16 protein-coding genes, 4 tRNA genes and 1 pseudogene are annotated in these 20,494 nt (G+C 56.8%); 10 read left to right on the top strand and 11 right to left on the bottom strand.

Annotated elements, in window-relative coordinates; translation table 11 throughout:
- Positions 1-5: 5 nt before the first annotated feature.
- Together ACEPLT_RS14445 and ACEPLT_RS14450 are read left to right on the top strand one after the other, a co-directional pair.
- Positions 6-2,195 (top strand): TonB-dependent siderophore receptor, encoded by a 2,190-nt coding sequence (locus ACEPLT_RS14445; RefSeq protein WP_023325592.1) that lies wholly within the window; start codon positions 6-8, stop codon positions 2,193-2,195.
- A gap of 164 nt (positions 2,196-2,359) precedes the next feature.
- Positions 2,360-2,435: transfer RNA gene (locus ACEPLT_RS14450), tRNA-Asn, on the top strand.
- 107 nt (positions 2,436-2,542) lie between these two features.
- Here the strand turns inward: ACEPLT_RS14450 and ACEPLT_RS14455 are convergent.
- Entirely contained in the window at positions 2,543-2,944 is a 402-nt protein-coding gene (locus ACEPLT_RS14455) for a RidA family protein (RefSeq protein ID WP_032675144.1), read from the bottom strand.
- A gap of 141 nt (positions 2,945-3,085) precedes the next feature.
- Between ACEPLT_RS14455 and ACEPLT_RS14460 the strand changes: the two genes are divergently transcribed.
- Complete coding sequence (locus ACEPLT_RS14460) at positions 3,086-4,024, top strand: LysR family transcriptional regulator (RefSeq protein WP_032675145.1); 939 nt, start codon at positions 3,086-3,088, stop codon at positions 4,022-4,024.
- 43 nt (positions 4,025-4,067) lie between these two features.
- On the opposite strand, the pseudogene ACEPLT_RS14465 reads toward ACEPLT_RS14460, so the two are convergent.
- The 3 genes and pseudogenes from ACEPLT_RS14465 to nac all read right to left on the bottom strand — a co-directional run.
- Positions 4,068-4,474, bottom strand: a pseudogene (locus ACEPLT_RS14465) (LysR substrate-binding domain-containing protein); the annotation flags it as partial.
- Between the two features lie 318 nt (positions 4,475-4,792).
- Positions 4,793-5,743 carry an HTH-type transcriptional regulator Cbl gene (cbl, locus tag ACEPLT_RS14470; protein WP_032675146.1) on the bottom strand — a complete coding sequence of 317 codons (951 nt, stop codon included), beginning with the start codon at positions 5,741-5,743 and terminating at the stop codon, positions 4,793-4,795.
- Between the two features lie 96 nt (positions 5,744-5,839).
- Complete coding sequence (gene nac / locus ACEPLT_RS14475; protein ID WP_008499475.1) at positions 5,840-6,757, bottom strand: nitrogen assimilation transcriptional regulator NAC; 918 nt, start codon at positions 6,755-6,757, stop codon at positions 5,840-5,842.
- 320 nt (positions 6,758-7,077) lie between these two features.
- On the opposite strand from nac, the gene ACEPLT_RS14480 reads away from it, so the two are divergent.
- A tRNA-Asn gene (locus ACEPLT_RS14480) sits at positions 7,078-7,153 on the top strand.
- Between the two features lie 145 nt (positions 7,154-7,298).
- On the opposite strand, the gene ldtA is transcribed toward ACEPLT_RS14480, so the two are convergent.
- Positions 7,299-8,198 (bottom strand): L,D-transpeptidase, encoded by a 900-nt coding sequence (gene ldtA, locus ACEPLT_RS14485; protein ID WP_100121847.1) that lies wholly within the window; start codon positions 8,196-8,198, stop codon positions 7,299-7,301.
- A gap of 191 nt (positions 8,199-8,389) precedes the next feature.
- On the opposite strand from ldtA, the gene shiA reads away from it, so the two are divergent.
- The 3 genes from shiA (at position 8,390) to ACEPLT_RS14500 (ending at position 13,022) form a co-directional block, all read left to right on the top strand.
- Positions 8,390-9,703 (top strand): shikimate transporter, encoded by a 1,314-nt coding sequence (gene shiA / locus ACEPLT_RS14490; RefSeq protein ID WP_181238741.1) that lies wholly within the window; start codon positions 8,390-8,392, stop codon positions 9,701-9,703.
- 73 nt (positions 9,704-9,776) lie between these two features.
- Positions 9,777-11,231 (top strand): AMP nucleosidase, encoded by a 1,455-nt coding sequence (locus tag ACEPLT_RS14495; protein ID WP_044596678.1) that lies wholly within the window; start codon positions 9,777-9,779, stop codon positions 11,229-11,231.
- A gap of 18 nt (positions 11,232-11,249) precedes the next feature.
- Positions 11,250-13,022: an aminopeptidase P family protein gene (locus ACEPLT_RS14500; protein ID WP_248248915.1), complete on the top strand. Its 1,773-nt coding sequence runs from the start codon at positions 11,250-11,252 to the stop codon at positions 13,020-13,022.
- Positions 13,023-13,083: 61 nt separating this feature from the next.
- On the opposite strand, the gene ACEPLT_RS14505 is transcribed toward ACEPLT_RS14500, so the two are convergent.
- Both ACEPLT_RS14505 and emmdR read right to left on the bottom strand, forming a co-directional pair.
- Positions 13,084-13,159 (bottom strand) — tRNA-Asn (locus ACEPLT_RS14505).
- Positions 13,160-13,262: 103 nt separating this feature from the next.
- The gene (gene emmdR / locus ACEPLT_RS14510) at positions 13,263-14,717 is read right to left on the bottom strand and encodes a multidrug efflux MATE transporter EmmdR (RefSeq protein ID WP_021241423.1); all 1,455 of its coding nucleotides are present in this window, start codon (positions 14,715-14,717) and stop codon (positions 13,263-13,265) included.
- A 162-nt stretch (positions 14,718-14,879) separates the two neighbouring features.
- Between emmdR and ACEPLT_RS14515 the strand changes: the two genes are divergently transcribed.
- Positions 14,880-14,955 (top strand) — tRNA-Asn (locus ACEPLT_RS14515).
- Positions 14,956-15,008: 53 nt separating this feature from the next.
- Positions 15,009-15,344, top strand: coding sequence for a gamma-glutamylcyclotransferase family protein (locus ACEPLT_RS14520; protein ID WP_025913311.1), 336 nt, complete (start codon positions 15,009-15,011; stop codon positions 15,342-15,344).
- A gap of 47 nt (positions 15,345-15,391) precedes the next feature.
- Here the strand turns inward: ACEPLT_RS14520 and ACEPLT_RS14525 are convergent, their stop codons facing one another.
- The 4 genes from ACEPLT_RS14525 to dacD all read right to left on the bottom strand — a co-directional run bounded on the left by ACEPLT_RS14525 (position 15,392) and on the right by dacD (position 18,796).
- A complete protein-coding gene (locus ACEPLT_RS14525; protein ID WP_008499467.1) occupies positions 15,392-15,727 on the bottom strand; it encodes a DUF496 family protein in 336 nt (111 codons plus the stop codon).
- Between the two features lie 158 nt (positions 15,728-15,885).
- On the bottom strand, positions 15,886-16,944 hold the full coding sequence (locus ACEPLT_RS14530; protein WP_008499466.1) for an FUSC family protein: 1,059 nt from the start codon (positions 16,942-16,944) through the stop codon (positions 15,886-15,888).
- A gap of 92 nt (positions 16,945-17,036) precedes the next feature.
- The gene (sbmC, locus tag ACEPLT_RS14535) at positions 17,037-17,510 is read right to left on the bottom strand and encodes a DNA gyrase inhibitor SbmC (RefSeq protein ID WP_023293783.1); all 474 of its coding nucleotides are present in this window, start codon (positions 17,508-17,510) and stop codon (positions 17,037-17,039) included.
- A gap of 119 nt (positions 17,511-17,629) precedes the next feature.
- Positions 17,630-18,796, bottom strand: coding sequence for a serine-type D-Ala-D-Ala carboxypeptidase DacD (gene dacD / locus ACEPLT_RS14540; protein WP_008499464.1), 1,167 nt, complete (start codon positions 18,794-18,796; stop codon positions 17,630-17,632).
- A gap of 198 nt (positions 18,797-18,994) precedes the next feature.
- On the opposite strand from dacD, the gene sbcB reads away from it, so the two are divergent.
- The gene (gene sbcB, locus ACEPLT_RS14545) at positions 18,995-20,431 is read left to right on the top strand and encodes an exodeoxyribonuclease I (RefSeq protein ID WP_369750702.1); all 1,437 of its coding nucleotides are present in this window, start codon (positions 18,995-18,997) and stop codon (positions 20,429-20,431) included.
- The last annotated feature ends 63 nt before the right edge of the window (positions 20,432-20,494 follow it).

Below are 20,494 nucleotides of genomic sequence, written 5' to 3' on the forward strand. Positions count from 1 at the left end.
TAACAATGAAACGTTCTCATCTTTGGGTTTTAAATCCTTGCTTGCTTGCAATGCTTTCTACCTCTGCGTGGGCGGAAGAACAAAAGGAAGAAAATATCGTTGTCTCCGCCAGCCGCGCGCACCGCAGCGTGGCGGAGATGGCGCAGACCACCTGGGTCATTGAGCGGGCTGAAATTGAGCAGCAGGTTCAGGGCGGGAAAGAGATTAAAGAAGTGCTGGCGCAGCTGATTCCGGGCATGGACGTCAGCAGCCAGGGACGTACCAACTACGGCATGAACCTGCGCGGCCGCTCCATGATGGTGATGGTGGACGGCGTGCGCCTGAACTCGTCCCGCAGCGACAGCCGCCAGCTCGACTCTATCGATCCGTTCAACATTGACCGTATCGAGGTTATCTCCGGCGCCACGTCACTCTACGGCGGCGGCAGTACCGGCGGTCTGGTGAACATCGTCACCAAAAAAGGCCAGCCTGAGACCGAAGTCGAATTCCAGACCGGGGCTAAAAGCGGGTTCAACAGCCACAACGACCACGATGAGAACGTGTCGGCAGCGGTCAGCGGCGGCAATGACAACGCCTCCGGTCGTCTGTCGGTGTCGTATCAGCGCTACGGCGGCTGGTATGACGGCAACGGCGATGAGGTGATTATTGATAACACCCAGACCGGCTTACAGTATTCCGACCGTATCGATGTGATGGGAACAGGCACCCTCAATATTGACGATCACCAGCAGCTGCAGCTGACGACCCAGTACTACAAGAGCGAGTCCGACGGTAAGCACGGGCTGTATCTCGGAAAGAATTTCTCGGCGGTCACGGGCGATGCGACCGCGTACAACAAAGGTAACCTCGATTCTGACCGCGTGCCGGGTACCGAGCGCCATCTGATTAACCTGCAGTACTCCAATACCGACTTCTGGGGCCAGGATCTGGTCGCGCAGATTTACTATCGCGACGAGAGCCTGACCTACTATCCGTTCCCGACCCTGACCAAAGGCGTGGTCACCAGCATCGGCGCGTCGCAGCAGAAAACCGATTTCTACGGCGGCAAGCTGACGCTGAACAGCAAGCCGGTGGACGATTTGACGCTGACCTGGGGTATGGATGCCGACCACGAAACCTTCGACGCCAACCAGCAGTTCTTCAACCTGAAAAAAGCTGCGGCGAGCGGCGGCATGGAGCTGGATAACGCCTACAACGTGGGCCGCTACCCGGGTTATAGCATCACTAACCTCGCCCCGTTCCTGCAGGCCAGCTATGACATTGACGCCATCACCCTGAGCGGCGGCGTGCGCTACCAGTACACCGAGAACAAGGTGGACGACTTTGTCGGTTACACCCAGCAGCAGGCCATCGCTACCGGGAAAGCCACCTCCGCCGACGCGGTGCCGGGCGGGAAAACCGATTACAACAACTTCCTGTTTAACGCCGGGATCCTCGGTCGCCTGACCGAACAGCAGCAGGTGTGGTTTAACTTCTCCCAGGGCTTCGAAATCCCGGACCTGGCGAAGTACTACGGCTCCGGGACCTATCAGCTCAGCAACGGTCACTATCGCCTGCTGAACAGCGTCAACGTCAACGACTCGAAGCTGGACGGTATCAAGGTCAACGCTTATGAGCTGGGCTGGCGCTACACCGGGGATAACCTGCGCACCCAGGTTGCGGCGTATTACTCGCTCTCGGATAAAACCATCACCATCAACAAGACGGACATGACCATCAACCTGGAAGACGACAAGCGTCGTATCTACGGGGTAGAAGGTCAGGTGGACTATTTCTTCACCGACAGCGACTGGAGCACGGGCGCGAACTTTAACGCCATTAAGTCGGAAACCCGCGAAAACGGGAAATGGGAGAAGCTGACGGTAGACAGCGCCAGCCCGTCGAAAGCCAGCGCGTGGGTCAACTGGGCGCCGGGCGACTGGACCCTGCGCGTGCAGAGCACGCAGACCTTTGACGTCTCTGACGCCGACGGCAAGAAGATCGATGGCTATAACACGGTCGACTTCCTGGGCAGCTACGCCCTGCCGGTGGGTAAAGTCAGCTTCAGCGTGGAGAACCTGCTGGACAAAGACTACACCACCGCCTGGGGCCAGCGCGCGCCGGGGCTGTATAGCCCAACCTACGGTGCACCGGGCCTGTACACCTATAAAGGCCGTGGACGGACGTTTGGTCTGAACTACTCCGTTCTGTTCTAATCCCGAGCGCCGCCTGCGGGCGGCGCATTTTGCTGTGTAGTTTCGAAGCAAATTTACTATAAAATCAGCGATTTGCTGAAATTGTCGGCAAACGAACAAAAAGCGCGATTTCACCCTTTGACAAGGCGAACTGAGGTCGCTACTATGCGCCTCGTTCACACGATTCCTCTGTAGTTCAGTCGGTAGAACGGCGGACTGTTAATCCGTATGTCACTGGTTCGAGTCCAGTCAGAGGAGCCAAATTAGAAAAGCCTGCTTTTGAAGCAGGCTTTTTGCTTTTCTGCGTCGGGTAAAATTGTCGGGTGGCGGCTTCGCCTTACCCGACCTACGGAACTGCATCTCTGAAGTTAACTCTGAATCGCATCCAGCCTGGCAATCACCTTAATCTCAAACTTAAATCCGTACAGCCACGTCACGCCGATCCCGGTCAAGGTAGGATAAGGCGCGTCCCCCCAATATTCTGGCAGGATACTCCAGATAGCGTCGAGGTTTGACTCGGGATCGACGACAAAGAGGGTCACGTCAACCACGTCAGCGAACGTGCAGCCCGCAGCCGCGAGGACAGCATTAAGATTATCAAAGGCCAGTCTGACCTGCGCTTTCAGATCGGGTTCAGGCGAACCATCCTCGCGACTACCCACCTGCCCCGAAACGAACAAGAAACCGTTGGATTTGATGGCCGGTGAATAACGATTACGCTCATAGAGCGCCTGCCGACCGAAGGGGAAAACTGCTTCGCGTGCTGTCATGTTTGTACCTTTGCAATAGGGCAAAATCAGCCCGTTGAACATAAAGACACTTTACAGGTGCAGGTTTGGGCGGATAAACAAGCGACTTTGTCCATCATTGTTTGTAATATCCAAACAATCGGTGAAAAGAGAGGATAAGGAATGGATCGTTTCGACGCGATGCGCGCCTTTGCTCGCGTGGTGGAGGCAGGTAGTTTCACAAAGGCTGCCCAAACGCTTCATATGAGCAAAACCACGGTGACGCAGCTCATTCAGCAGCTGGAAGCGCGCCTGCGCGTCAAATTGCTCCATCGCACCACCCGCAGGCTCGGTGTGACCCCCGATGGCGCGGTCTACTACGAACGCGTCATCCGCCTGCTGGCGGACATGGAAGATGCTGAAAACAGCCTGTCCAGCGCGACGATGACGCCCAGGGGACGGCTACGGGTTGATGTGCCCAGTCCGCTGGCCCGCCTCATCCTGGTGCCGGCGCTACCGGCTTTTCACGCACGCTACCCGGATATCCAGTTCGATATGGGCGTGAGCGACCGGGTGGTGGATCTGATCGGCGACAACGTGGATTGCGTCCTCCGCGGTGGCGAAATCAACGACCAGTCCCTGATCGCACGCCATGTCGGCGATTTGCACATCGGCGTTTACGTCGCACCGAGCTATGTGGAACGCCTCGGCGCCCCGGCGCACCCGCGAGAGCTGGAAAACACCGACCATCGCATTGTAGGGTTCTTGTCCTCGCGCACCGGTAAGATTGATCCTCTGGTACTGCGCAGTGAGAGTGAACATATTGACATCACGGGCAGCTATGCCCTTGCCGTGGATGATGGCAATGCTTACCTCGAAGCTGGGTTAGCCGGGTTAGGCGTGATTGCGCTGCCGGTCTATATGGCAGAAGCGCATCAGGCTTGTGGTTCCTTGATTCGGCTATTCGAACATTGGCGTATTAAGCCAATGTCCCTGTACCTGGCATTTCCGCCTAACCGCCACGTCAACGTCAGACTGCGCGTTTTTATTGATTGGATCGTTGAATTGATGCAGCAGCATGTCCCTAATTCCAATAATAAGTCACTCCCTCCCAGCCCCTGATTCGCTCATTAGGGTTGGTTACTTTCCACAGCACTCACCGCTCGCCGCCAGGCACGATCTCTTTCTCAAGACCCGCATTCATGCACCACGTTTTCCACGATTCCATGGAAAAAATAAGATCACTTTTTGCAATGTCAGACGGCGTAGCGGGCAGCACGCCGTCGTTATAGCCCGGTGCGGCCACTACAATGAGCTCATCGGAAAAAAGATAATGACTTTCGCTCCCTTCCCAGTTTCCCTGCCCCATCCATATCGCGATATCTATCCCTTCCTGCTGCAGGCGCTGGCCTGGATCCGCAGGGTGATAAGCGGATATTTCGCCCGTAAACGAGCCAGTTGCGGTAATAACCAGTGTCATCCAAATGACGGCACCATCGCCAGCATCACGCAGCCAAGACGGGCGACGGCTTCAAAGCTTCGCAAACTGACAATGGGTGGGAAATCCGACATGAAAGTACTTCCTTATCTGCGCTGGATATACAGCGGCAACCTGACCATATGTCAGTAATACTGACCCTTACGGTAAGATACTGAAGAAATAGATTACTGCAGGCGCGTCCGGTCACCACAGTGCCCAATCAGGTGCCATTACCAGCACGGTTGTCTGGACGTTTATGCAGCCGATGATCCAGCACGTCGTTAGTGCAGCGGAGTTAAGCTCGATCCAGTCGCTTGCCAAATCATTCGAATCACAGGCGGTCTTTAGAAAATACCCATTCAGCTAAGTGGCGAGCCCGGTAAGCGCAGCACCACCGGGCAAACCCGCACCTAAATCTGATAATCAATCGCCACTTCTTCTGGCTCCATCACCTGCCGTTTAATCTCATCCACCGACAGCCCGGCGTTGCAGAGCTCGATAAAGCGCCACACATAGTTACGCTGCAGCTGCCCGCGCTTCAGGCCAAGCCATACGGTGTTGGCGTCAAACAGATGACGCGTGTCAAGACGCACCAGGTTCCCGTCCTCGCGTTCTCCGCTGGACTGTTCCGCCACCAGGCCAATACCCAGACCCAGCTCGACGTAGGTTTTGATGACGTCAGAGTCCTGCGCGCTCAGCACGATGTCGGGCGTTAACCCTTTACGATTGAAGGCTTCATCTATACGCGAGCGTCCCGTGATCCCCTGGCGATAAGTAATGAGCGGCCATTTCGCAATGTCTTCCAGCGTCAGGGGAGAGACCTGATTCAGAGGATGATCGACCGGGAGCAGTAAGCTGTGATACCAGCGGAACCAGGGGAACGCCACCAGCAGCGGGTCGTTGCTCAGGCGTTCGCTGGCGATACCGATATCCGCCCCACCGTTTTGCAGCAGCACTTCAATTTCCTGCGGCGTGCCCTGGATAAGCTCCAGACGCACCTCCGAAAAAAGTTCGCGGAACGCCTTAATCACCGGCGGCAGGCTGTAGCGCGCCTGGGTGTGGGTGGTGGCGATGGTGAGCACGCCCGAGGCGTCATTGGTGAAGAGATCCGCCAGGCGACGCACGTTGCTGGCCTCGTTGAGGATCCGCTCAGCGATGGTGAGCAATGCTTTACCCGGCTCCGTCATGCCGAGCAGCCGCTTGCCGCGACGGATAAAGATCTCTATGCCCAGCTCCTCTTCCAGCTCGCGGATATGGCGGCTGACGCCGGACTGAGAGGTATAAAGCATATTGGCGACCTCGGTCAGGTTGTAGTCCCGCCTGGCCGCCTCACGGATAATTTTAAGTTGCTGGAAATTCACGATTCACTCCGGCGCATCTGACATAGCTCTATTGTTAGAGTCAGCCGAGCTGCAGAACAAATAATAAAAACCAGCATCTTATGCTTTTATGGAATATCAGCTCACGAGCTGGAGTTCACGGTTCTCAAGCGATGGCTTGCTGACCAGCGACATCAGAATCTCTTTTACCGCCTGCGCCTGTGGCGACAGCGAACCGCGTGCGGACATGTTCAGCGAGAGCGGCAGGCTCATGGAAGGCGTGGTGATCCGCGCCATCCAGCCGTTTGCCGCGCTGCACAGCGAACGCGCGGCGGATTCCGGCAGCACGGTGACGCCCATGCCGCTGGCAATGGCTGCGGTCAGCGTGGAGATCGAGTCAATTTCGCCGATGATTTTGGCCGTCAGACGGCGCAGGGAGAACGCTTCGTCCACGCGCACGCGCACGGCGCTATAGTCGCGCGGCAGATAGAGGTTCATCTCTGCCACGGCGGTAAGGTCTACGCTCTGGCCCGGACAGTCGCGGGTGCCCACGAGGTAGAGATCTTCTTTCAGCAGCGGCTGGCTGGTGATCCCGGCGACAGGAGAGCGATCGTAAAGGACCGCCATGTCCAGCTGGCCGTTGAGCAGTTTGTCATTCAGTACGGACCCGCTGTTTTCGTGCAGGTACACCAGCACTTCAGGCAGCTCAGCGCGAACGGCCTGCAGCAGCGGCATGGTAATAGAGGACGCGGCCGTTCCCGGCGCCAGGCCAATAGAAACGTGTCCGCTCAGGGTCTGGCCCACGTTATTCACCGCCAGCTGCGCCTGCTCGCACTGGCGCAGAATCGTGCGGGCATGGGTATAGAGAATTTTTCCGGCTTCCGTTGGCGTGACGCCGCGTTTGGTGCGGATCAACAGCTGCTGATCCATCTCGCCTTCCAGAGTAGCCACCTGCTGGCTCAGCGCAGGCTGCGCGATATGCAGCACTTCTGCTGCTTGAGTCAGGCTGCCGATATCGACGATTTTTACGAAGTATTTCAGTCGTCTTAAGTTCATTTTGCCCCCTGTTCGAAATGCTGTGCCGGAACCGGCTGTCGTTGTTGAACAGGTTTTGCAATATGAATGCCACTTTTACCAGGCGGTCTGAATTGGGCACTAAGCGCCTGAAAATAAGGAAACCTAATCATGGAGGGGGGTTTTATTACCGAAACAGCAGTTTATGATCTGCCCCATTAGAGGTATATCCGCACCAAAGCGGTGCATTCCGCTGTCAAAAACGCCACTTTGCCGATTTTGTCAGCAAACGATCAAAAGGCGGCGATCCACCCTTTGACAAGGTGAACGCAGGTCGATAATATGCGCCCCGTTCACACGATTCCTCTGTAGTTCAGTCGGTAGAACGGCGGACTGTTAATCCGTATGTCACTGGTTCGAGTCCAGTCAGAGGAGCCAAATTTGAAAAGCCTGCTTTTAAAGCAGGCTTTTTGCTTTTCTGCGTCGGGTAAAATTGTCGGGTGGCGGCTGCGCCTTACCCGACCGACAAAAACCTCGAATCGTAGGCCGGGTAAGGCAACGCTGCCACCCGGCGAAAATGTCCTCAATTGCCGAGCTTCACCGGCATCCCTGACCGCCGTTCCAGCTCAGCGCCCGCCCCCTCGTTTATCAACTGTGTCTGCTGTGCGGCGGAGATGGGCAGCGGCACTTTTCGGGTCGATTCAAACTCCGCGCGGTTACGCGATAACGGCTCGTGAACCTCCACCCAGCGGCTGCCGTCCGGTTCCGTGGTGACTTTAACGGGCCGATCGATAAGCTGTACGCGGGTGCCGACGGGAACATTATCGAAAAGGTATTTGATGTCGTTATTCCGCAGACGAATACAGCCCTGGCTCACCCGCAGCCCGATGCCGAAATTGGAGTTTGTGCCGTGTATGGCATACAGCCTGCCGATATAGATTGCATACAGCCCCATCGGGTTATCCGGCCCGGCGGGCACGAAGGCAGGCAGCGTTTTTCCCTCTGCCGCATAGGCACGGCGCGTATTGGGCGTCGGAGACCAGGTGGGTCCCACCTGCTTACGTTCAACCGCCGTTACCCAGTTACGCGGGGTTTCGCGCCCGGCCTGACCGATGCCGATGGGCAGCACTTCAACAGTATTGCTGCCCGGCGGGTAATAGTAGAGACGCATTTCCGCCACGTTAACGACAATCCCCTCGCGAACGGTGTCGGGCAAAATCAGCTGCTGGGGAATGACCAGCCGGGTACCGGATTTGGGCAAAAAAGGATCCACGCCCGGGTTCGCTTCCAGCATATTGCTCAACCCCTGCCCGTACTGCGCGGCAAACGCCTCAAGCGGTAACGTATTATGTTCCGGCACGGTAATGACCTGCGAGCTCCCCACCAGGCGACTGCCCGCCGGCGGTAAAGGATAGCTCACCGCCTGCACGCTCTGGCTGATGAGTAACGCAGCAAGACAGCCCAACGCCATTTTACGACACATATTCCCTTCCTCAGTCGCTTCGCTCTTTAGTAAGCATAGCGTAGCCGTTTTGCATTACCCATCAGGAAATAAAATCAGTTTGCACAGGCCCCCTGTCGCGGTAGTCTCATAGGTTCCGTTTATATGACGGCCGCTATGTGAGTGACCTTTTCTTATACCAATAATTAAAAATCAGTGCAGACAGGACAACTATGGACTCCACTCTCACCTCCACACATCCCAACGAGGAGACACCTTCGCTCAATCGTGCCCGCCGCGCCGCACTCGGCAGCTTCGCGGGTGCCGTCGTCGACTGGTATGATTTTCTGCTCTACGGCATTACCGCCGCGCTGGTGTTTAACCGCGAGTTTTTTCCGCAGGTCAGCCCCGCGATGGGTACCCTCGCCGCGTTTGCCACCTTCGGCGTCGGTTTTCTGTTTCGCCCACTGGGCGGGGTGATCTTCGGCCACTTTGGCGACCGCCTCGGCCGCAAGCGCATGCTGATGCTTACCGTCTGGATGATGGGGATCGCCACGGCGCTGATTGGCATTCTCCCGTCGTTTTCCGCGATTGGCTGGTGGGCACCGGTATTGCTGGTGACATTACGGGCGATTCAGGGCTTCGCCGTGGGCGGTGAATGGGGCGGCGCGGCGCTCCTATCCGTTGAGAGCGCGCCCAAAAATAAGAAAGCGTTTTACAGCAGCGGCGTGCAGGTCGGATACGGCGTGGGTCTGCTCCTTTCTACCGGGCTGGTCTCCTTGATCAGCCAGCTCACCACCGACGAGCAGTTCCTGAGCTGGGGCTGGCGCATTCCGTTCATCTTCAGCATCGTGCTGGTCATCGCCGCGCTGTGGATCCGTAACGGCATGGAGGAGTCGGCAGAGTTCGAAAAGCAGCAGGAAAAACCGGCCGCCAAAAAAAGGCTGCCGGTCATGGAGGCACTCGTCCGGCATCCTGGCGCTTTTCTGAAAATTATTGCCCTGCGCCTGTGTGAACTGCTGACGATGTATATCGTCACGGCGTTTGCCCTGAACTACTCGACGCAGAACCTCGGCCTGCCGCGTGAACTGTTCCTGAATATCGGCCTGGTGGTTGGCGGGATCAGCTGCCTGACCATCCCCTGCTTCGCCTGGCTGGCGGACCGCTTTGGCCGCCGTCGCGTCTATATCACCGGGGCGCTGGTGGGCACCCTCAGCGCCTGGCCATTCTTTATGGCGCTGGAGGCGCAGTCGATCTTCTGGATTGTCTTCTTCGCCATCATGCTCGCCAACGTCGCTCACGACATGGTGGTCTGCGTCCAGCAGCCGATGTTTACCGAACTGTTCGGCGCCAGCTACCGCTACAGCGGCGCGGGCGTGGGCTACCAGGTCGCAAGCGTGGTCGGCGGCGGGTTTACGCCATTTATTGCCGCCGCGCTGGTGACCTTCTCCGGCGGAAACTGGCACAGCGTGGCGATTTATCTGCTGGCCGGTTGCCTGCTCTCTGCTGCGACGGCGCTGGTGATGAAAGAGCCCCGCCACACCTGATCGCCCTTTTGTTTCACAGGCGTGTGACATACTATCGGGTAGAGTCGCACACCTGTGGAACAAGGAGACAGAGATGAATAATAAGGGCTCCAGCCTGACCCCGGCTCAGGCGCTGGAAAAACTCGACGCGCTGTATGAACAGTCCGTCAATGCGCTGCGCAGCGCCATCAGCGAATATATCGATACAGGGAAACTTCCCGACCAAAAGGCCAGAAACGAGGGCCTTTTTGTTTATCCATCGCTCTCTGTGACCTGGGACGGCAGCGCCAGCACGACGCCAAAAACCCGCGCCTACGCCCGTTTTACCCACTCCGGCTGCTACAGCACCACCGTCACCCGCCCGGCCCTGTTCCGCCCGTATCTTGAAGAACAACTTACGCTGTTGTACCAGGATTACGGCGCGCACATTGCCGTTGAGCCCTCGCAGCATGAGATCCCCTATCCGTACGTAATTGACGGTTCGGCGTTAACCCTTGACCGTTCCATGAGCGCGGGGCTGACCCGCCACTTCCCGACGACGGAACTGTCGCAGATTGGCGATGAGACCGCCGACGGGATTTATCACCCGGCAGAATTTTCTCCTCTGTCGCACTTTGACGCCCGCCGGGTCGATTTCTCCCTGGCGCGACTGCGCCACTACACCGGTACGCCCGCTGAACATTTTCAGCCGTTCGTGCTCTTTACCAACTACACCCGCTACGTCGACGAGTTTGTCCGCTGGGGCTGCAGCCAGATCCTCGACCCGGAAAGCCCGTATATTGCGCTCTCCTGCGCGGGCGGGATCTGGATCACCGCAGAGACCGAAGCCCCCGAGCAGGCCATCTCCGATCTGGCATGGAAAAAGCATCAGATGCCGGCCTGGCACCTGATCACCGCCGACGGTCAGGGCATTACGTTGATTAACATTGGCGTCGGCCCCTCGAACGCCAAAACCATCTGTGACCATCTGGCGGTGCTGCGCCCGGACGTGTGGCTGATGATTGGCCACTGCGGCGGCCTGCGTGAAAGCCAGCTGATTGGCGATTACGTGCTCGCCCACGCCTATCTGCGCGATGACCATGTGCTTGATGCGGTGCTGCCGCCGGATATCCCGATCCCGAGCATCGCCGAAGTACAGCGTGCGCTGTATGACGCCACCAAAGCGGTCAGCGGCATGCCGGGCGAAGAAGTTAAGCAGCGCCTGCGCACCGGTACGGTCGTCACGACGGATGACCGCAACTGGGAGCTGCGTTACTCAGCCTCCGCGCTGCGGTTCAACCTGAGCCGCGCGGTGGCCATTGATATGGAGAGCGCCACCATCGCCGCACAGGGCTATCGCTTCCGCGTCCCGTACGGCACGCTGCTGTGCGTCTCCGATAAGCCGCTGCACGGCGAAATTAAGCTACCGGGCCAGGCCAACCGTTTCTATGAAGGGGCCATCTCAGAGCATCTGCAAATTGGCATTCGCGCCATCGACCTGCTTCGGGCGGAAGGTGACAGACTGCATTCCCGCAAGCTGCGCACCTTCAACGAGCCGCCGTTCCGCTAATAACGATAAGGAATAACCATGTCCAGCACATCTCCGCTCTCTGCCCTGCGCCACTGGCTTGAGGCCAGCCATCTCGACGGGATGATCGTCCCGCGTGCGGATGCGTGGCAGAGCGAATACTGCGCGCCCTACGACGAAAAGCTGGCCTGGCTGACGGGCTTTGACGGTTCTGCCGGCGTCGCGCTGGTACTGAAGGATAAAGCGCTGCTGTTCGTCGACGGGCGCTATCAGGTGCAGGCCCGCGTTCAGGTGAATCTGGACGAGATTGAAATTCACCACCTGCACAACGAGCCGCTGGCTGAATGGCTGGCAGAAAACGTGGAGGCAGGCACGCGCATCGGTTTTGACGCACTGCTGATGACCAATACGGAGTTTGAGCAACTGTCCGCCACGCCGTGCAAGCTGGTACCGCTGAAGGCTTCGCCGTTTGACGCCTTATGGACCGATCGCCCTGCCGCACCGGCGGGGCTTATTCGTGAAATGCCGGTTGAAGTAAGCGGTGAAAGCAGCGAGGACAAACGTCAGCGCGTTGCCGCCGTGCTGGCCGCGAACAATGCTGATTATCTGGCCGTTACGCTGCCGGATAACATTGCATGGCTGCTCAACGTAAGGGGCTCAGATATCCCAACCAGTCCGGTACCGCTCTCATTTGCCCTGCTGAGTCGTGACGGCCACGTTGAGTGGTTTGTAAACGACAACAAGCTCGGCGCCCTGCCTGAAGAGGTGCGCAATGCGTTTACGATTGCGCCGCAGGACGCCTTCATCGAACGCGGTCAGCAGATTGCTGCAGGCAAACGGGTGATGGTTGATGCCGATTCCGCTCCGGTCGCCCTGCGCTTTGCCATTGAACCACGGGGAGAGATTGTCTGGCGAACCGATCCCATCACCCTGATGAAGGCCACCAAAAACCCGATCGAGCTGGCTGGGTATCGCGCGTGCCATCACCAGGACGGTGCCGCCTGGGTCAACTTCCTGGCCTGGCTGAGCCGCGAAGTGCCGCTGCGCGAGGCGGCAGGAAATCCGCTCACCGAGCTGGAAGTGCAGGCGCAGCAGCTCGCGTTCCGTAAACAGCAGCCCGGGTTTATCGAGCAAAGCTTTGCGACCATCTCCGCCTCTTCGAGCAATGCGGCGATGTGCCACTATCATTCGAGCGAGGCCAGCAACAAGCCCATCGGCCATGATCATTTTTACCTGAACGATTCCGGCGGTCAGTACGTTAATGGCACCACCGACGCCACGCGCACGCTGGCATGGGGTAAGGTCGACCCGCAACAGCGCCTGCACTACACCGCCGTGCTGAGAGGCTTTCTGTCGCTCATTACCCTGCAGTTCCCCTCTGGCACTCAGGGGCATCAGCTGGATGCCTTCGCGCGTCGTCCGCTGTGGGAGATGGGGCTGGATTACGATCACGGCACAGGGCATGGCGTGGGGCATCAGCTTCTGATCCATGAGAATCCGCATCGCATCGCCAAAAAGGTCAACCCGTGGCCGCTGGTGGCGGGCAATATCATGACGATTGAACCTGGCTACTATCTGGGCGATAGCCACGGGATTCGCATTGAAAACCAGGTGGAGATTGTGGAGAGCCGTCCGGGATTCTGTAAATTTGCCTCGCTGACGCTGATCCCGATTGATTTAAGCCAGGTCGAGCTGGATCTGTTGAGCGAACAGGAAAAAGCGTGGCTGGATGCGTATCACCAGCAGGTGCGTGAGGCGCTGTCACCACTGGTGAACAGCGATGCGCGTTCGTGGCTGGAAGAGGCGACGGCACCGGTTCGTGTGAACGGATAGTGCGGCTTTTACCCGACGCAGAAAAGCAAAAAGCCTGCTTCAAAAGCAGGCTTTTCAAATTTGGCTCCTCTGACTGGACTCGAACCAGTGACATACGGATTAACAGTCCGCCGTTCTACCGACTGAACTACAGAGGAATCGTGTGAACGGGGCGCATATTATCGATGCTCCCCCATGATGTCAAAGGCAGAATGCATATTTCCGATCGTTTGCCGATTTATTCTCCACTTCGCGCAATTGTCAGGCATTTTTCCGCGGGTATTTCCACAGCCAGCGCCCGCTGACCATGCGCCAGTAGAACAGCGCGCCCCGTACGGCCCAGTCCAGGAACATACCCAGCCAGACGCCAACCACGCCCCATCCGAGCATCACCCCGAGCGTATACCCCGCCACAACGCGACATCCCCACATGCCGAGCATCGACACCCACATCGCAAAGCGGGCGTCACGCGCGCCCTTCAGCCCGGCTGGCAGTACCCATGAGGCCGCCCAGATGGGCATAAAGGCCGCATTGAGCCAGATGAGGATTTTAACGACCTCTTTAACGTCCTCTTCGTGGGTATAGAACGAGGCCATCAGCCCGGCAAACGGCGCCGTTCCCCAGGCAATCACGGTCAGTCCAATGGTCGACAGCCAGAAAACGTGGCGCAGCTGCCGCTCAGCCTGGCCGATCTGCCCTTTCCCGAGCCGTTTCCCGGTAATGATAGTCGAGGCCGAACCCAGCGCGTTACCCGGCAGGTTAATCAGCGAGGCGATAGAAAAGGCGATGAAGTTACCGGCGATAACGTCGGTGCCCATCCCGGCGACAAACATCTGCGTCAGCAGCTTCCCGCCGTTAAACAGCACCGACTCAATACTGGCGGGAATGCCGATCCCCATCACTTCCCAGATAATGGCGAAGTTAAAGGGGCGGAAATAGCTCTTCAGCGTGAGGCGCAGCGAGGGAGTGATCCCCGCCATCAGCACCCCGATAATCGCTGCTGCACCGATATAGCGTGAAATGGTTAGCCCCAGTCCGGCGCCGACGAACCCCAGCCCGTCCCACGAGAACACGCCGTAGATCAGCACGCTGCTGATGATGATATTCAGGATATTCATTCCGCCGTTGATCAGGAGCGGAATTTTGGTGTTACCTGCCCCGCGCAGCGCGCCGCTGCCAATCAACGCGATAGCCGCCGCCGGATAGCTGATGACGGTCATCTCCAGATAGGTCAGCGCCAGGTCTTTGACCTCGTTCGTGGCTTCCCCGGCGACAAAATCGATAATCTCTTTACCGAAATAGTGGATCACCGCCGCCAGAACAATCGAAAAGACAGTCATGATCATCAGCGACTGGCGGGCTGCCTCGCGCGCACGTTTGGGATCGAGCTTGCCTAGGCTAAAAGCCACCACCACCGTCGTCCCGAGATCGATGGCAGCAAAAAATGACATCACCACCATGTTAAAGCTGTCCGCCAGCCCGACCCCCGCCATCGCCTCTTTCCCCAGCCAGCTCACCAGGAAGGTGCTCAGTACCCCCATCAGCAGAACGCAGGTATTTTCCAGGAAGATAGGCACAGCAAGAGGGGTGATTTCACGCCAGAACAGGACACGATAGCTTTTACGTTTTGCATACCATGGCGTGCGCGCGATCGCCTGGCGTAAGGAGGCAGTGACGTTCAAAATGGACCTTAGCGAGAAAAGTTGAAACTCCATTTCAAATGATGGGGGAGAAATGCTAATCCTGCAAAGTATTTTCCTGAAAAAAGATGTGTGGAATTACAACAAACTGACGACAGAATCAGCAATCAGTCGATTTTCCCTAAGATCAGGTTTGACAAAAGTTTTTTCGCCGCTAAGATAAGCCTCCACAACGATTCCTCTGTAGTTCAGTCGGTAGAACGGCGGACTGTTAATCCGTATGTCACTGGTTCGAGTCCAGTCAGAGGAGCCAAATTTAAAAAGCCTGCTTTTAAAGCAGGCTTTTTGCTTTGCGGATGAGGGAAAATGAACGCTCTGTTTGTCTACGGCACGCTGCGCCCGGGCCATTCTAATGCGCATATCCTTGAAAACATCGGCGGTGAATGGCTGGCCGGTTTCGTCTCCGGTACGTTCTACGAACGCGGCTGGGGTGCGGCGGCAGACTTTCCCGGGATTGTCCTCCACTCCGATGGACCGCGCGTCGAAGGCTATCTGTTTATCTCTGATAACCTTTCCGCACACTGGCAAATGCTGGATGAGTTTGAAGACGGCTATGACCGGGTTGAGGTCACGGTGACCACCACTGAAGGCAAGCAGGTTCAAGCCTGGATTTATCAGCTACAGCCACGTTCTGAGTCATAAAAAAAGGCTCTCTGTCACCAGAGAGCCTTTTTCACGATTCGCTGCGATTACTCGCTTTTTGCTTCGCCGTTTTTGATTTCGCCCATCACTTTCAGCTTTTTAGAGATGTCACGACGCTCTTTGGACAGTTCAGCGTTTTTGATGATGTAATCATCAACACGGTCTTCATAGTCGCTCTTCATGCTGGCGATGATGCCCTGAATAGCTTCAACGCTCATGCCTGGCTTGATGTAGTCGCTCAGGTTGTCGAGCAGCAGAACACGTTTCTGGTTGTCACGGATCTTCTTCTCAACGTCCTGGATTTCACGCTGCAGCTTGTTTTTGCGGCGGAACAGGCGGACGAATTCCAGAACATCCTGGAACGAAGGCTTGGTAGTTTCCATTTTTACACCCCTGATAATGTGAGATTCGGATTCGTTAAAGCAACCGTTGTAACAATAACCTTACTGACAGCGGCTGCGAATGACAATGAGTATATCGTTTAAACCTATCATAACCCCAATTGCTGCTGAATCGAAGCAGCAGGCGTCACATCCGCGTTTTATTTGCGCAGCGCCCGACAAATCAGATGCGATAGCAGCTCAAGCTGTCGCGCCAGTTCCATACTCAGCCAGACATAGCCATGAATGGGCGTTTCCGCCACGTTATCGCCCTGCCGCTCATTGATTAACTGCTTCAGCTCCGCAACGATCTCATTCAGCCGCTCGCTGTTTGCCAGTATCGGCTGCGGGTTACCTTCGTAGAGCGCATGAGCGATGGTCAACAGCGTTTGCTGCGTCATCTGCTGGGTCTCTTTGAGGGTCTGCGCGTTAAGCATCAACAGATGGCTCGGGCGAGAGGCCCAGTGCGCGTTGATTTGCAGTTCAAGCATGCACACCAGGTTGCGGCTTACCGTCTGGATGGCTTCGAAAATCGCTTTCTGAATATGGGTCTCTTTGCTGGCGGGCGTGATCAGGCCGCGCATTTTGACCACGTCGTTGAGGATGGTTTGCAGATGCTTTTCCAGCCGGGGGCGTTCAACCAGATTAGGGGAAAAACCGGCCTGATAGACGCGGTTAAACGCGGTGACATAGTTGGCCATCTGGATACGCCAGTGCAGAAAAGCCCGCTGCGGCCAGATGCCGGTAAACAGCATGGCGAGCAGTGAACCCAGAATGACATCCCCGCTTCGCCACAGCGCCGTGGTCATATCCCCGGCGGGTGCGCCGACCACCACCGCAAGCGTGATACCAATCAGCAGCGCCTGATAAGGACGCTTACCCAACGCCAGCCAGCCGCACAAGAACATGGCGGCACCGCACCATATCAGCATGACCGGAAACGAGATAAGTTCCAGCTTCAGGGCGATTAGCCCCAGGGCCGAACCTAACACGGTCCCGCCAATACGCTCGAAGGCGCGCGGGACAACGTTGCCCCAAAACGAGATGGGCCCCATCACCACCACCAGCGTGATCAGCGGCCACGTCCCTTCCGGAACCTCCAGCAAGCGGACCAGGACAAACGTCAATACGAATGCCAGCGCGATGCGACACCCGTGCACCACACGGTAGTGTTTATACAACCGAATTTCAAAAGGGGTTAATGATTTGTCGGGACGCACACCCGCTCTCCAGCTACACGGCAAATCACAATTGTACTGTGTTTTCAGCCGGGCGGAACGGTCCCGGCTGAAAAACCCTTTATTCAGCAGGCCTAAACCGGTTTGTGCTCTACCGCGATATACATTTCAATATCCCAGTAGCCGTCCGCGTTGCCGTCATTCAGGTAGCGCTCGAAGCAGGGTTTGAGCGCCATCTGATACGTATTGTCCTGCAGCAGGGAATTGAAGAACTGATACCACGGCGTGGCAAAGTCGTAGTTTTCCACACGCGCCGTCGCCACGGCATAATCCCCTCCCGCGATTTCCGTCATCATGACGCCTTCGCTGTTTTCCGGGATCACAAAATCGTCCGGTACGGTAACGGCCGTATCGCAGCGCAGTTTTTCGGCCGGGACTTCATCCGGGTTATCGTAGTAGACCGCCACCCACTCCAGGGGCTCAATGTGACGCCCGTCGACCCACATGACCAGCTGTTCAAAGCCCTGTTTTACCGTGTGTTCCCACGGACCGACCAAATGAAAACCGGCAATCTTACGTTTCTGTTGCTGCGTAATGCTGTAGTCCATGCTGCCTCCGTTTATTACTGTATATTTATACACTATAAAACTGGATTATCATTATCAGCAAACGAGGAGTATTTATTATGTGAGCAGACTCGCAACCCTGCCAGTCTGCTCATCGGCGGTTAAAGCGTGTGATGCAGATAATCGCTCAGACGAGAGAACAGGCCGCCTTTATCAACGGCTTCCAGCGTGACCAGCGGCCAGTGGGCTACCACCTTGTCGCGATCGTAAAGCTGGATCTCCCCGACACGCTGATGCGCGGCAATCGGCGCTTCCAGCTCTTTTTTATCCAGCACGTATTTGGCTTTGATGTTGGGCACCTCCGCTTTCGGCAAGGCCAGCCAGAAGTCCTGGTCGGTGCCCAGTTTTACCTGCTCCTTGTCGCCGTACCAGATGCGCTCCGTTCCCACTTTTTTTCCGTTATGCAGGATCTGCACCGTATCGAAATTCTGCTGCCCCCAGTGCAGCAGTTTTCGGGCCTGGTCCTCACGCCCTTTCGGGCTGTCCGCTCCCATTACAACGGCAATCAAACGACGCTGACCGTCAACGGCGGATGCAATCAGGTTAAAGCCGGCCCCCGAGGTATGCCCCGTTTTCAGCCCGTCTACGTTCATGGTCTTATCCCACAGCAGGCCGTTACGGTTCTGCTGGGTGATTCCGTTCCAGGTCAGGCTCTTTTCGCTGTACATATGATAAAACTCGGGCTCACCGTGGATAATGGCCCGGGAGAGAACGGCCAGGTCATACGCCGAGCTATGCTGGCCAGGCGCGTCCAGCCCGTGGACGGTTTCGAAGTGGGTATCACGCAGGTTCAGCTTCTGCACATAGTCGTTCATCATCTTCACGAACTGCGGCTGCCCGCCCGCCACGTGATCGGCCAGCGCCACGCAGGCGTCGTTGCCGGAATCGACAATCAGGCCGCGGCTCAGATCGCGCACGGTGACGCGATCGCCCTCCTTCAGGAACATCAGCGATGAACCGTCAAACACCGGGTTCCCTTTTGCCCAGGCATCACGCCCTACGGTGACGATGTCATCCGGGGTAATGCGGTGGCTATCAATGGCCCGATCCACCACATAACCCGTCATCAGCTTGGTCAGGCTCGCCGGATTACGTTGTTGATGTTCGTTGCCCGCCGTTAAAATCTGACCAGTCGTGTAATCCATCAGCACCCAGGAGCCAGCCTGAATGGCCGGAGGCTGCGGCGAAAAATCCAGTGGTTCGGCCGCAAAAGCAGATGAGACACTCGAAGCGAGTAAAGAAACAGCAATAAACAGACGGCGTTTCAACGGTATATCCTCAGGTCATTAAAAATCGATGACCTTTTTACGGGAGTTCTGATGTCGTTACCTGGCTTAATTGCAAAAAAATGTGACAGAACGCAGATTTTTCTCTGAAGCTGGCGCGCAAATTTGCGACGCGGCGGTGCTTTTTATTCGGTCTGACCCGCACGATCGTTTACCATAGTGACGTCATTTTTTAACAGGATGGTATTACTGGTGTCTGACTCTGCCGCTCGCCCGACTTTTTTGTTCCACGACTACGAAACCTTTGGCACGCATCCGGCGCTGGACCGACCGGCGCAGTTTGCCGCCATCCGTACCGACGACGAATTCAACATCATCGGCGAGCCTGAGGTCTTTTACTGCAAGCCGGCGGATGATTACCTGCCGCAGCCCGGCGCGGTGATGGTCACCGGGATCACCCCGCAGGAAGCGCGGGAAAAAGGCGTTAACGAGGCAGAATTCGCCCGACGCATCCACGACCTGTTTACCGTTCCCAATACCTGCGTGGTCGGTTACAACAACATCCGCTTCGATGACGAAGTGACGCGCAACATCTTCTATCGCAACTTCTACGATCCCTATGCCTGGAGCTGGCAGAACCGCAATTCGCGCTGGGATTTACTCGACATCATGCGCGCCTGCTACGCCCTGCGTCCTGAAGGCATTCACTGGCCGGAAAATGAGGAAGGTCTGACAAGCTTCCGGCTGGAACACCTGACGCGCGCCAACGGTATCGAGCACAGCAATGCCCACGACGCGATGGCGGACGTCTATGCCACCATTGCCATGGCAAAGCTGGTGAAAAGCGCACAGCCCCGGCTGTTTGAGTATCTGCTGAGCCATCGCAGCAAGCAGAAGCTTATGACCCTTATCGACGTACCGCAGATGAAACCTCTGGTGCATATTTCCGGCATGTTTGGCGCCTGGCGCGGCAATACCAGCTGGGTTGCGCCGCTGGCCTGGCATCCGGACAACCGTAATGCGGTCATCATGGTGGACCTGGCGGGCGATATTTCACCGCTGCTCGAACTCGACAGCGATACCCTACGCGAACGGCTTTATACCCCGAAAAACGAGCTTGGCGATCTGCCGGCGGTGCCGGTCAAACTGGTGCATATCAATAAATGTCCGGTCCTGGCGCAGGCGAATACGCTGCGCCCGGAAGATGCTGACAGGCTGGGCATTAACCGCCAGCACTGCCTCGATAATCTCAAAGTGCTGCGTGAAAATCCGCAGGTGCGCGAGAAAGTCGTGGCCATTTTTGCTGAAGCCGAGCCGTTCGTGCCGTCTGAAAACGTGGACGCCCAACTCTATAACGGTTTCTTCAGCGATGCCGATCGCGCGGCCATGAATATCGTTCTGCAAACAGAGCCGCGCAACTTACCGGCGCTGGATATCACCTTCGCCGATAAGCGCATCGAAAAGCTGATGTTTAACTACCGCGCGCGTAATTACCCCGGCACGCTGGATGAAGCCGAGCAGGAACGCTGGCTGCAGCATCGTCGCAACGTGTTTACGCCAGAGTACCTGCACAGCTATGCACAGGAGCTGGAGATGCTTTACGGCCAGTATGAAGGGAATGCTGAGAAACAGGCGCTGCTGAAATCCCTGTTCCAGTACGCGCAAGAGATAGTTTGATCGATGGGTATAAAAAAGCCGGAGGCGATGTCTCCGGCTTTTTTTTGCCCGGTGGGGCGGCGC

The organism is Enterobacter sp. fkY84-1 (assembly GCF_052974705.1).